Raw genomic sequence first — 14,636 nt, forward strand, 5'->3', positions numbered from 1 at the left:
ATTTGTGTTATAACAATTTCTTTATCAGCTTCTTTTGCCCTGCAAAAAACAAGAGATAAAAAATCTTTTTTTTCAACGGCAAAGATAAAAGATAATTTTTACCAAAACGACTATAGTTCAATATATCTTTAATTTTTATTTTTCTTTCCTTCATAAAAATGGTCAGTTCACCGTCCATTTTATAAAATATTTCTGCATTTTTCACAAAGGCCAGATAGGCCAGAAACGAATATACGCCTTCAAATATCTGGAAGTTTTTAAGCTCTTCCCTTTTGTGGGAATATCCGGATTTTTCAAATACAGCTTCTACATCTTTTACTGCTTTCAGAATATCGAGCCCTTTTTCCGTATGGGTTTTTGTAATAGAATCCGTACGCTCCAGATACTGATAATGAAAATTCTGCGTCTGGGCTATGACTTTACATTCCAAAAGCAGTTGCGGTATCAGCTGAATATCTTCAAAATGGACTCCTTTTTTAAATCTTTTATAATCAAAAAGCTCTTTTTTAAACAATTTGTTACAGGCAAAATAACTGAGATCTGAAAAAACAGAAAAATGATCTTCCAGGTCTATTTTTTCAGTCATATTGGGAATCTGTGTCAGTTTTTGCGTTACTTTTCCGTCCTGATCCACTTTCTGAATATTACAGATAACTATTTTTGCCTGATGTTTTTCTGCCAGCTGCAGCATTTCTTCAAACATTGTTTCTGTAACATAATCATCGCTGTCTACAAAACCAATATATTCTCCTGAAGCTCTTTCTATTCCAAAATTCCTGGCATCGCTCAACCCTCCGTTCTCTTTGGTAAAAGCTTTTATTTTCTCAGGAAATTTTGTTGCATATTCTTCAATAACAAGCTGTGAATTGTCTTTACTGCCGTCATTAATCACCAAAATCTCAATATCCTGAAGAGTTTGGGCAACGAGGGAATCCAGGCATTTTGCCAGATAATTTTCTACATTGTATACGGGAACTATAACTGAAATCATTATTTTGTGCTTTCTAAATTAACCATTCCTTTTGCTAAAAATTCGCTGAATTTCTGGTAGCCCAGCTTATTTAAATGCAGGGGATCTGCGTACAGACCTTTATCTTTATCATAATCTGGTGTTACTTCGTCAAAGTTTAAAATGGTTATTTTTTTGTCCAGTCCATCATGCTTTAGTTCTTCCAGCAGGGCATTTCTGTAATCTGGGATTTTAAACTGGTCGCCTCCGTTTAAAACCAGTTCAGCGCTTCGGTTACTGAGGCTGCTGATTACATTTTTACTTTTAAAATTCTCTTCCACTCCAAATTCCGGAAGGGAAACAATAACCGGCCTGATGTTATAATGGAGAAGTGTTTTAATGATCATCAGCATATGATGGGTATAAAATTCAGGTCCCATACAGGTTGCAGCATCATTAACTCCGGCAATTACTATGCAGTAATCGGGTTTTTTTTCAATTACTTTTCTGGAAGAAAACTCTTCGTTATCATCTTTAAACAGGTTCTCGTAAATCTTTTTGGTCTTGGCACCGGGATTCCCTGATGAATAAATCTCCGAATGTATTCCTTTATCCAGAAGTTTTTTCTGTAAAAGTGAATCCAGGTTCTGTCTTACCACCCAGCTATCTCCAATAATACCAATCTGTAGCCCATTCTCGGGTTTCGCAGCGGAAGAAAAATAATTCTCCCTGCCGGCATAGGAATACTTATTCCAGAAATATATGAGGCTAACGACTCCAATTAATAGAACAACACCTAATACTAATTTTTTTTTCATCTTTATGTTTATGTATACTTAAAAAGTCAGCCTGGGATTAAGCGTTCCTCTTTTTGCTTCATCAAAATCTTTTTTAGAGCATGGAATACAGTTTTCTATATTCTCATCTTCTCCAAAATACCACAGATTGCTGAAGGTATCCCGTTTGAAAGCATACTTCTCATCGTCTATCAGCACATAGAACAGTTCATAGTGTCTTTCTTTCGGGTGTGATCTCTGAATATTGATTCCTTCAATCAGGTACCAGATCATCTGGGCAAGCAATTGATGGTTCAGCTGGCTTTCAGAATAAATATTGTAGTTGAAAATCCCTACTGATTTTAAATTTTCACTGAGACCAATTTCCTTCATATAAGCACACAGTTCCCTTCTGTTCAAACCATTAACCTGCGGGTTCATTGAAAATGGCTCGCTGAAACTTTCAACGGCATCACAGTTTAAAGTTACAAGATCTGTTCTTCTGAAAAAAGGTTCTGTTTTTTCCGTTGAGTTCATCATTTCTGCAAGGCGGACAATATCGAATTCCACCTCTTTGATGAGTCTTACAGAATCTGTTTCATTTAAATGTTTCTGATAACCCAAATGATGATAGTTTTTGATGGAAAAGTTCTTGGAACCTAAAATTTTCCCCAGAAAGGTATACTCATTAATGGTTTCACCCTGCTGCAGGGAAATAATATTACTGATCTGGGTGTAGTTAATATTTTTCTTATGAAAATTCAATGCTGAAAATAATGAAAAAGCAAAGTCATTGGAACCTCCGATAATTACCGGAAGCGCTCTTTTGTAATGACATGCCGACAAGACTTCCTGTAAAATATAATGGGTATCCTGAACCGATTTCCCGGAAACCAGATCCCCAAGATCTACTACAGGAATTTCGAAGTCCAGCTGTGAGAGTTTATAGAACTCTTTTCTGACTGCCGTAAAATCCTGCACTTCCGCATCACCGCCTGCCCCTCTGTAATCTGAGACGAAAAGAAGAACAATGCTGTCTTCTTTTATATTTTTAGTGATCCTGCTGCCAATCTGCCAGCTTTCTGTTTTGAAATTTCTTGGCGAAATGATAAAATCTTCAAAATCCATATTGTAATCCGGAGCTTGGAAAGGTTAACTTTTAAATTTCTTTATAGGGCAAACATACAAAAAAAGCCGTTAATACATACTGTTAACGGCTTTGTATAGTTATCTTAATACTATTTCTTTTTGGCTACTGTTTTTTTTGCAGCAGTTGTTTTCTTGGCCGCGGTTTTCTTTGCAGCCGGTTTCTTTTTCTCGGCAAAAGCATTTTTATCCTGGTCTGTGATCCATTTTTTAACCTCATCCAACGATACGGTTTTCAGCTCTTCTGCTTCATACTTTGTATCGTCTTTTTTCTTCGGGATCTTGAACATGGCTTTTCCGAATTTTACAAAAGGGCCCCATCTTCCGTTTTCAATAGAGATTTTCTCTTTTTCCCACTGCTGGATGTAACGGTTGGCTTCTTTTTCCAGCTTGGCATCAATCAGTTCATTGATATCGCTTTGGGAAAGGTTGTCGAAATTATATTTCTTCGGAACATTCACAAAAATATCTTTGTATTTGATGAACGGTCCGAATCTTCCTGTTCCTTTTGTTACCGGATCTCCTTTGTAAGCAGCAATAGGCGCATCAGCTTTTTTCTTTTCGTTGATGATTTCTTCTGCACGTTCCTGCCCTACAGAAAGAGGATCTTCTCCTTTTGGAATACTGATAAATGTTTCGCCCCATTTCACATAAGGACCGAATCTTCCAACTCCTACGGAAACAGGCTGCCCTTCAAATTCACTAAGTTCAAATGGCAGCTTGAAAAGCTCCAGTGCTTCTTCTAAAGAAATGGTTGCAATATTCTGCCCGGTCATTAATGAAGCAAAAATCGGTTTTTCTTCATCTTCTGTTTCACCGATCTGGATCATTGCCCCGAATCTTCCGATTCTTGCATGAACATTTTTACCGGTTTTAGGATCTAATCCAAGAAGCCTGTCGCCGGTAGCACGGTCTGCATTTTCTTCTACATCTTCAATTCTCGGGTGGAATTTTGAATAGAAATTGGTCATCATTTCTTTCCACTTCTGATCTCCGTTGGCAATCTCATCAAAGCTTTCCTCTACTCTTGCGGTAAATCCGTAATCAAGGATTTCTTTGAAATTATCTGTCAGGAAATCATTGACTACTTCACCGATGTCCGTAGGTATAAATTTATTTTTATCGCCCCCGAATTTTTCTTCGAGAACTTCTTTTTTGATCTTATCTTTTGTAAGAGACATTTTAACCACTTCGCGGGTTTGAGGATCAATCTCTCTTTTGTCTACATATTCTCTGTTCTGAATGGTCTGGATTGTCGGTGCATAAGTAGATGGACGGCCAATTCCCAGTTCCTCTAATTTTTTCACCAATCCTGCTTCCGTATATCTTGCGCTTGGTCTTGTGAATTTTTCTGAAGCAACAATCTTTTTGTAGCTTAAAATTTCACCGACGCTTACTTTTGGCAATAGTTTCTCGTTGTTTTCCTCATCATCGTCTTCGGTTTTTACAATACCGTAAGCTTTTAAGAAACCATCAAAAATGATTACTTCTCCCTGTGCTTCAAAATGCTGCGGCAACGATGCGTTTCCAATTTCAATAACTGTTTTCTCAATTTTAGCATTCGCCATCTGGGAGGCCAGCGTTCTTCTGTATATTAATTGGTATAATCTGTTCAACTGGGCATCTCCGATACTTTTCACTCCAAAATCAGTCGGGCGGATCGCTTCGTGAGCTTCCTGTGCAGAAGCAGATTTTGTGGTGTAGTTTCTTGGCGAAGAGTATTCAGCTCCATATTCTGAGATAATCTGTTTTTTTGCTCCTTCAATAGCTTCCTGAGAAAGGTTGACAGAGTCTGTTCTCATATAGGTTATATATCCTTCTTCATACAGTCTTTGGGCAAGACGCATAGTATTGGTTACATTGTATCCTAATCTTGAAGATGCTTCCTGTTGCAGGGTTGAAGTGGTAAATGGCGCAGAAGCGGAACGTGTTCCCGGTTTTGTTTCAACATTCAGAACTTTGAATTCTGTAGTTTTTGCTTTTTCAAGGAATTTTTCTGCGTCTTCTTCTTTTTCGAAGTCTTTTTTAAGCTTGGCTGCAATTTCCTGCTCGGATTTATTTAAGAAAACTCCATCCAGTTTAAAGCTTGCCTTTGGAGTAAATTCACGGATCTCTTTTTCTCTTTCAACAATTAATCTTACAGCTACAGACTGTACTCTTCCTGCAGAAAGACCCGGTTTTACTTTTTTCCATAGAACGGGAGACATTTCAAAACCTACGATTCTGTCTAAAACTCTTCGTGCCTGCTGGGCATTGACAAGATTCTGGTCAATATCTCTGGGATTTTCAATGGCTTTCAGAATGGCATTTTTAGTAATCTCGTGGAAAACAATTCTTTTTCTGTTTTCGGGCTTTAATTTCAATTCATCCGCAAGATGCCATGCGATAGCTTCTCCTTCACGGTCTTCATCGGAAGCCAGCCATACCATTTCGGCTTTCTTTACGGCAGCCTTTAATTCTGTTACCAGCTTCTTTTTGTCAGCCGAAACTTCGTAATCTGGACTGAATGTGGCAAGGTCTATTCCCATTCCTTTTTTGGGAAGGTCACGGATGTGTCCGAAGCTTGATTTCACTTCAAAATCTTTTCCCAGATATTTCTGAATAGTTTTTGCTTTTGCCGGTGACTCTACGATTACTAAATTTTTCGACATTCTAAAAATTTTTTGCAAAAGTAAAGCTTTTTTATTACATCCATTTTGTTAAAACGGTTTAATTTAATATTTAGACGGGTTTAACATGCTTTCCTGAGGGCATTTTTAATCATGAGAAGTCCTTTAGGCAGTATGATTCAGCTTAAATTTCAGCTTTGATATAATAGATGCTATAGAATTTTTCATCAATAATGATAGATGTAAGCATAAAAAAGCAGAATAGGAAATCCTATTCTGCTCTGCTATTACTTTTTTAGGGTTTACTGCTTAATAATTTTTACGATCTCTTCGGAATTATTTATCCTCACTAAATAGACTCCTGAACTGAGCATTGACACATCTGTTTTTCCATTTTCAAATTTTCCTGATCTAACGATCTGCCCGGAAACATTATAGATCTGATAATAGTAACTCATCTTATCAGAAGCGTTGATATACAGAATATCTTTTACCGGATTGGGGAATAAAGAGATTTTGTTTTCATTTACCTTTTCTTTTATTTCGGCACCCGTTAAAACTGCAGCTGTTTTTCCTGAAGCAAGAGCTGTAACCTGCAATCCGGGAATAGGGCCGGCTTCATTTCCCTGAGAATCGTATTTCATTTTTACACATCGGCAGCTAGTTCCGAAATAAGGATCATTATTATCATTAAAGACTATAAACCGGTTAGCTGTGGAAGCTGCATCAAACATAACATTCACCGGCCGTCCTATATAGTTGGATGTCAAAGCACCTGTCCAGGCACCCGGATACTGAAGATTAACGGTATTGAATGTTCCCTGTGAAGACTGATTAGCCAGAACGTTTCTGTATCCGCGTGTACCTGAATCCGGGAAATTCCCTACTGCGTATGATGGACCTATAAACATATAGCCAATAGTGGAAGTTGTAGAGGGATGCCTCACTCTATATCCTGCATAGTCTGTCATTGCATTATAAAAAGCAGCAACATTTTTATCTTTCTTATACCAGGGAGACATACCAAAATCCTGATAGGAGATTGGTGCTACGTTGGTAACATCAGGGATTCTCCAGCCTTCCGGACACGGATCAAAAGGTGATTTCTTTCCTCCTCTGCCCCATCTGTCGGAGGCAAGATTCGGTTCATTGGCAAGCCAGTCTGTTCCATTGGTGTAATTAGGCAGCGCACTGTTATAAGGAGCAAGAGAACCTGGAACCATATACACCAAAGGATTCTTTATGGAATAAGACAGTACTTTGGCTATTTTCTCTGCCGGTCTATCCACATTTTGTACAACTGAAGCCGCATAGGTATTATAAGGAACAATATAATTTCCTGACATATTATTGTATGCTGCAGCCGTCAAGGTAGTATAAGCAACTGTTCCGTTATCTGATGCTGTTCCTAAAAATATATTGAACGAAGCTTTGTTATCTGCATATACAAACGTAGGAATAGGATCTTTTCTTCCCCACTGATAATGCATTCCGGTGGAGGCCCTTATTTTTGCCAATTCCGCAGCAGTGGGAGTAAGAGGGTTAGCGACTACCGGAAAAGCATCCGTCGCGCCAATGTTCCTGTCCATAAATTCGGTTTGAAGCACCACATCTGCCTTGCTTACATAATTTACATAATTCACAGCTTCAGCTGCAGGAAGTTCTGTTGTATAATTAAAGGAACCTAAAGGAGAATCTGTTATCCAGATATGCCAGCTCCAATAAACCGGAGAAGAAATACTTCCGTTATGCAGCGTCACCACAGCATTTCCACTCTGATTCGGATTAATTTCTACTGAAATACTTGAATTACTTAGATTCTGAATTGAAGAGGGAGAAGGGTTAATAACTGATATTCTGTTAATTAAAGCTGTATTTGTAGTCCATAATACATTTGCTTTTAAATGGCTAAAACTGGAAGGATTCAATATTTCCTGATTGTTTAAAAGCTGACTTTGTACAGAAAAAGCCTTACTTACGGGAATTTCCACCGTAAAGAGCTGGGTATTTTTTACAGCCTGATAAGTATTGGGATTATTAATTCCTTCTCTGTATTCTTCCTGAGGAGCAAGATATTCGGAGGGAAAATCATAGTTGTCTACAATATAAAGAGGGTCTTTTATACATCGGCACCCATTGGCTTCAGAAGTACGCATCCCCGCCATCGGCATATAAAAGAATCTACCTTTGATATCGGGATAACCAGGATCAGGGATATCCGGCTGTCCTTTATCAGGGATCATAAAAAGACCTCTGGTCATTACGGCCGGGGAAGCATCAAAATTTCTGGCCATAGTTGCTGTCCATAATGCGACATGATGCTGGTCGGTATATTGCCCCAGGTGAGTCCACCTGATTAATTGCCCTGTTCCCGGAAAAATCCCCATATTATTTCCGCCAACACCAGAGAGATCAAATCCCAGATTTGGATAAATCTTAAATCCCGTCATAAAAGCAGGAACTCCGGCATCCGCAGGCTTTATGATATGATACTTATTGGTCTCGAAAACATTTTTCGCCATATTGGTTCTAACACCGAAAGGAGAAAAATCCAGCCGGATATCATCTATATAAGACTGAGAACCCAGATTGGCAACCAACATGGATGGTATTCTCCACCCATTCGGGCATGGATCATAAGAGGATTTATCTCTGTAAGGTTTTGCGCTGGTATTGTTATTATATCCCGTACTGATGAGCCCCTGAGAGTTATCAGACCAAAGATTAAGCTCCGAAAGCCTGTTATCCGGAAGTGCAGAAGTACGTCCGAACCAGTTAACAGGAAGGTTCAGATTATTATTGTAATATGCCTGGCCGCTGTTATCATCTTTGTTTATATAAATTAAACTCAGAGGATTCTTTACAGAAAGCCTGATATTATTGGTTACCTCAGCACTTGAAAGGGGAACATACTTCGTAAGATTATCAATATTTGCTGCACCTGTAAAATTCTTTGCGCCTCTATGCCGCACCCTTCCTACAGATCCTGAAACCTCATAAAAATCATTCCCTCTCGCAACCAAAGGAGGAATGGGATCTTTCCTGCCCCACTGATAAAGGAGCCCTATACTTCTGTTCCAGTCTGAAGAGGTAATAGAACTGCTTAAAGCTCCAAGATTACGGTCCATCCACCCCCAATCGGAATCCGGAATTTGTTCAATGGTTCCGTCTTCTCTCATTCTTGTCATGTTATCGAAACTTTTATAGGTTGATCCGTTGGAAGGATCATCAGTCACCCATATATGCCAGCTCCAATAGATCTCACCGTTCACTTTCAGTGCAATGACTGCATTTCCCTTTTTAGTTTTGTTGATGGGAACTCTTATTCTTGCACTTTCGCCAGAGCCTAAAACATCCAGTGAATACCTTTCCCCTGATTTAATAAGTCCATGTGAATCTTCCCACAATACATCTGCTGTTACCTTACCGGGAGGAATCCCATCATTCTTAATGTAATTACCATCCCTCCACATAGCATATGCCTTCCTTACCGGAACCAGTAAGCCTTCGCTATTCTGCGCAGGATCAAAAACATAACTATTGGGGGCTTTCGTCCAATCCTGAGCGTCTGATATCCTGCGATTGGAGCTCACCAGCGTATCTCCTGGGGGCACCAATCTTTCCGTATAAACGCCAGGAAGACTTTCTTTTAATTCTCTACTATTCTTGGAATAGGTACAAATCGACACTAAGCAAAAAATTGCCGCTAAATTTTTAACTAAACTTTTCATATCCTTAGACTTATGTACTGCTACATGAAATACAATTTTTGAACCTTTATCAAAAATAATCAATTAATAATTAAAATAAACAATTCATATATCAATTAAATAAAAAATAAATTAACATTAAAAGATTATTAATGATAAAATAATATTTTATTTATAACATGCAAAAATAAATGTTCCGGATAATAAATTTTATGATGGTAATCAAAGTTTACAAAAAGATAAAGAAGGCGGAAATAAAAAAAGACAGCTTCAGAGCTGCCTTTATAAAGATATAATCAATACAGTAAATTCTACGGAAGAATGTGGTTCTTATAAAGTTCAATAGAAAACCTACCTACTTTTATATTAAAGAAAGAAGAGAACACCACAAAATTAAAGACCACAAGGGCCAGGATAAAGGCGTAGATCACTTTTTTCGTACCGTTTGAAACTACATACATAGTATTGGGAATCATCACGTAAGCGAATCCGATAAACGCTCCCACGAGCCTGGATGAGAACACAGGATTATTCCTGAAAATAAAATAAAAACATATCCCGACAACAGCATAAGCCCTGTGATATTCATAATAGGGATAGAGCTCTTTCATTTTGGTATCGAAGGTAAAAAGGAAAAAGGTGATGATGATCATCATTATTTCGGGTACTCCGAAACTACCATTCAGCCTGTCCGAGGTCTCATTTATATATCCGTTCAAGCCATTCGCCAAAATATTGTCTGAGGCCACACTACTCTCCAGGAAACTTCCAAAAGCCCTATACACCTCAAATGGTGAAAGAAATATGGATACGATGATCAAAAGCAGCATTACCGTTTTGCTCAACGGAATGCGCACAAGCCAGTACATTGGGATAAACAGGTAACAAACGGTATGTATACCGGATGCAATAAATATAAAAAAGAGGTAATGCCACAGCTTCCGCTCTTTAATATACCTTATGGCAAAATAAACAATGAATGTCCCCAGATTCTGTCTGATCTGCCCACTCTCTCCAATGAAAAAGAACGGAATAAACATGAACAGGGTAAAGGTAAAAGGATAAAAAGTATTGTCCTCCGTATATTCTATCTTAAAAAAAGTAGCACAAATAGCAATTACCAGAGTAAGAATATAAAAAGGGGCATCAAAAACATTCAGCAATATCTTGTTAATGAGGGTATACAGCCATTCTACCTCCAGCTGGTCAGGGCCTTCCATGTGCAGCATTTTCATGAAAATACTGTAATAGCTCTTTGACTCGGAATAGAAGTAAAGCACTTTATAACTTCCGTAATCCGGCCCTACATTATCACGAAAACCGACTAACAGAATGAGGTAGATCCCTAAAAGCCAGAACCATTTTTTTTCTACTTTTTTTCCAAAAACTTCCTGTACACTAAAGAAAAGCATGTATACAATCGCAACGAGAAAATATGGATGTAATATACTCATGCTAGCTTAATATTTTTTTATCCGATGCAGTACACACCGGAATAATGCAAACCTGTAACAAGACATTACAAACAGCAGAAAAAGAAAGGCTATTACAGACAGCGATCCTTTTTATTTTTTCATCATTTTTTTTCAACATATCTAAAACAGGTTCTTATTTCTTTAATAATAATATTGATTTAAAATATATTTTGAGAGGGAACTTTTGCAAAAGTAGAATATTTTTTCATTCTTCCTAGAATATTTTGTTGATTTTCAGCCAAAACTTATAGCCGAAATGTTTTGAACTAATACTGAAAAAATTAAATTTGCAGACTTGATTTCATAATGCAATGCATCGTTTTTTTATATTTTTATATTATCTGATTTCTAAAAACAGGCTTCTTTCAGTATTTATTGCTTTAGGAATAGCTGTTGTATGCGGATTTTTTGCTTCAAAAATTAATTTTGAAGAGGATATCAACCAGATTATTCCTAAAAATGAAAAATCTGATCTTACCGCAAAAGTTCTCAAACAATTGAATTTTTCGGATAAAATTATTGTAATCATAGAAAACAAATCCAGTGAAGACAATTTTCAGCTCTCTGAAACAGCCGACAGTTTCCTGCAAAAAACAGAACCTCTGAAAAAATATATAAGTTCCGTTCAGGGAAAAGTGAATGACAGTGAGATTTCAGAAACCTTTGATTTCGTAAGCCGGAATCTGCCCCTTTTCCTTGATGAAGATGATTATAAGGAAATTGAAAGGAAACTTCAGAAAGACAGCATAGCCCAACAAGTGGAGAACAATTACGTTTCTCTTGTTTCGCCAACCAGTCTTGTAACCAAGGATTTCATTAAAAAAGATCCGTTGGGAATTACCTATCTGGGGATTAAGAAGTTAAATGCTTTAAACATCAGCAAAGATTTCAAGCTTGAAGATAATTACATCGTTACCAAAGACGGAAAAAACCTTCTGCTTTTCATTGATCCTAAAAATAAAAGCAATGACACAAAGAACAATGAAATTTTCGTCAACCAGCTTAACCAGGTAAAAGACAATATCAATAAACAGTTTAAAGGGAAAACAGAACTCAGCTATTTCGGTTCTCCGGTGATTGCCGTAGCCAATGCACAACAGATCAAAAAAGACATCCAGAATACCGTGATGATCTCTATGACAGTGCTTCTGATCTTATTGATTTATTATTTCAGGAATTTCTTCACCCCTGTTATTGTATTTCTTCCTACCGCATTTTCCGTATTGCTGGCCCTGATGGTTCTTTATTTTATAAAAGACAGGATATCCGCTATTTCCCTAAGTGTAGGAGCAATCCTTATTGGAATTACGATAGATTATGCGCTCCATATCCTTACCCATTACAAGCACAACAACAATATTGAAGAGCTTTATAAAGAGATTACCCAACCTATTGTACTGAGCAGCGCCACAACAGCCGTTTCTTTCCTATGCCTTGTATTCGTGCGTTCTGAAGCCTTGAAAGATCTTGGTATTTTTGCCGCGATTACAGTTATTCTATCTTCCGTTACTGCACTGATTATAGTCCCTCAGCTATACAAACCCAAAGAGAAAGAAGATAAGCACAGCACCAACTTTATTGATAAGATCGGTTCTTATCCTTATGAAAAAAACAAACCCTTGATCATAGGATGTTCCATCATCATTATCGCCTGCCTGTTTGGTTTCAGGCACGTAGGGTTCAATGAAGATATCGGGGATTTGAATTACATTCCAAAAGAGTTAAAAATAAGTGAGACTAAACTTCAGAAACTTTCAGACATTACTTCAAAATCTATTTACACTATCTCTTACGGAAATTCTGAGGAAAAGGCACTGGCAAGCAACTCCCGCCTGAACAAATTCCTTGAAAAAGAAAAACAGGAGAAAAAAATACTGAGCTACAATTCAATCGGGAATATTGTTCTTTCTGAAAAAGATCAGAAACAGAGAATTCAAATCTGGAATACATTCTGGGATGGAAATAAAAAGAACCATACCGTTTCGGAACTGGTGAACAGTGGAAATCAATTTGGTTTCAACAGCAATGCGTTTGATCATTTCAATGAAATTTTAAATAAAAATTACACCACACTAAGCCTTAAAGACTACGAAAAGGTAAAAGCACTGCAGGTCTCCGAATTCCTGAGCAATGAAAACGGATTTTACACCGTCTCCAATGTTGTAAAAGTAGATGAAAAGAAAAGAGACGCCTTCATAAAAGATGTTGAAAAGAATCACAATGCCCTCGCCATTGACCGTCAGCAGATGAATGAAAACTTTTTGGGCCTTCTGAAAAGAGATTTCGGCACGTTAATCAACTACTCTCTTTTGGCGATTGTCCTTACAATCATTGTTTTCTTTAGAAATTTTGAGCTTACTGTTCTTACCATGTTTCCCATTGTACTGACGGGGATAGTTACAGCAGGAATCCTATATTTCTTAGGATTAGAATTAAATATTTTCAGCACGGTAGTCTGCACATTGGTTTTCGGTGTGGGAGATGATTTCAGTATTTTCCTGACAAAAGCCATGCAGAAGGAGCACACAACCGGAAAAAATGAGCTTCCCACTTACAGGACGTCCATTATTTTAGCAGTTTTCACTACCATTTTATCCATTGGATCTTTAATCTTTGCAAAACATCCGGCACTACATTCGCTGGCATTGGTAGCTCTGATCGGGATGTTCTCGGTGATTATCATTACCTCAACGCTTTACCCGTTCTGGTTCAGATTACTGATCACAAACAGGGCAAAGAAAGGACTCTCTCCTATTACTTTCAGACTTCTTTTGAGATGCATCATATCTTTCTTTTATTATGGACTGGGAGGATTTGTTTTTTCCCTGATCGGAAGTATATTTATCAAAAGATCTAAAGGAAAAACATTAAACATCATTAAATTAATTCTAGCTAAGTTTTTAACATCTGTACTCCACATCAGTCCTTTTGTAAGAAAAAGAGTGATAAAAAACCCCGCGGAAGATTTCAGCAAACCGGCAGTGATCATTGCCAATCACACATCATTTCTCGATACACTCGCCATTGCTATGGCTACCCATAAAATTATATACCTGGTCAACGACTGGGTATATGAATCCCCTGTCTTCGGAAGACTGGTAAAGGCACTGGGTTTCTATCCGGTTTCCCAGGGAATAGAGAATGGAATGGAAAAACTGAAGGAAAAAACAGACCAGGGATATTCATTGGTTGTTTTCCCGGAAGCAGAGCGTTCTTATACCAATGATGTCAAAAGATTCCACAAAGGGGCATTTTATCTTGCAGAAGAGTTCGGATTGGATGTTCTCCCGCTGTATATCCATGGAAATTCCGAAGTATTGCCGAAAGGAGATTTCATTATTTACGATGGAAGTATTACCGTAAAAGTTGGGGAAAGAATCAGTAAAGACGATACCAGTTTCGGGGGGAATTATTCTGAAAGAACAAAGAAAATTAATGCCTACTTTAGAGAGAAGTTTGCAGAACTGAGAACCGAGCTGGAAGATGAGAATTATTTCAGGAATAAATTATTCTTAAGTTACCTCTATAAAGACAACGAAGTGGTAAAAGAAGTCAAAGATGATTTCAGCGCCAACAAATCTGTCTATTTTGAACTGAACAAACACATTCCAAAAAATGCATCCATTCTCCACATGGCAGATGATTTTGGACAAAAAGATATCCTTTTAACTCTTTATCAGGCAGAAAGAAGGATTTTTTCACTGATTAAAAATGATGAAAGAAGAGATACGGCAGCTCAGAACTATCTGGTAAAGAGAAGAAAGCTGTATTATATTAACAGTATTTCGGAAGTCAGTAAAAATATTGATGTGCTTCTGGTTTCAGATAAAAATTTTGATCTCAGTACATTGAAAGCATTTCCTGAGACCATTATATTCCTGAATACTCCCGATCAAGAGCTGAATAATTCAGATTATTCCGAGGCATTCAGTTCACAGGCAATAAAAATATTCAAAAAACAGTAAATAAAT

Annotated in this window: 7 protein-coding genes; 1 reads left to right on the top strand and 6 read right to left on the bottom strand. The window is 37.5% G+C overall.

Annotated features, from left to right (window positions below; translation table 11 throughout):
- Positions 1 to 7: 7 nt before the first annotated feature.
- The 6 genes from HNP36_RS09925 to HNP36_RS09950 form a co-directional block, all read right to left on the bottom strand.
- A complete protein-coding gene (locus tag HNP36_RS09925) occupies positions 8 to 991 on the bottom strand; it encodes a glycosyltransferase family 2 protein (RefSeq protein ID WP_184162404.1) in 984 nt (327 codons plus the stop codon).
- Positions 991 to 1,767, bottom strand: coding sequence for an SGNH/GDSL hydrolase family protein (locus HNP36_RS09930; protein ID WP_184162406.1), 777 nt, complete (start codon positions 1,765 to 1,767; stop codon positions 991 to 993). Before HNP36_RS09930 ends, HNP36_RS09925 begins: the two co-directional genes overlap by 1 nt.
- An 18-nt stretch (positions 1,768 to 1,785) precedes the next feature.
- Complete coding sequence (locus HNP36_RS09935) at positions 1,786 to 2,853, bottom strand: formimidoylglutamase (protein WP_184162408.1); 1,068 nt, start codon at positions 2,851 to 2,853, stop codon at positions 1,786 to 1,788.
- Positions 2,854 to 2,963: 110 nt separating this feature from the next.
- Entirely contained in the window at positions 2,964 to 5,522 is a 2,559-nt protein-coding gene (topA, locus tag HNP36_RS09940; RefSeq protein ID WP_184162410.1) for a type I DNA topoisomerase, read from the bottom strand.
- 260 nt (positions 5,523 to 5,782) lie between these two features.
- On the bottom strand, positions 5,783 to 9,169 hold the full coding sequence (locus tag HNP36_RS19330; protein ID WP_184162418.1) for a T9SS type A sorting domain-containing protein: 3,387 nt from the start codon (positions 9,167 to 9,169) through the stop codon (positions 5,783 to 5,785).
- A 332-nt stretch (positions 9,170 to 9,501) separates the two neighbouring features.
- A complete protein-coding gene (locus HNP36_RS09950) occupies positions 9,502 to 10,644 on the bottom strand; it encodes an EpsG family protein (protein WP_228456336.1) in 1,143 nt (380 codons plus the stop codon).
- A 332-nt stretch (positions 10,645 to 10,976) separates the two neighbouring features.
- Between HNP36_RS09950 and HNP36_RS09955 the strand changes: the two genes are divergently transcribed.
- Positions 10,977 to 14,630, top strand: coding sequence for an MMPL family transporter (locus HNP36_RS09955; protein WP_184162421.1), 3,654 nt, complete (start codon positions 10,977 to 10,979; stop codon positions 14,628 to 14,630).
- The last annotated feature ends 6 nt before the right edge of the window (positions 14,631 to 14,636 follow it).

The sequence above is a fragment of the Chryseobacterium shigense genome (assembly GCF_014207845.1).
GTDB lineage: Bacteria > Bacteroidota > Bacteroidia > Flavobacteriales > Weeksellaceae > Chryseobacterium > Chryseobacterium shigense_A.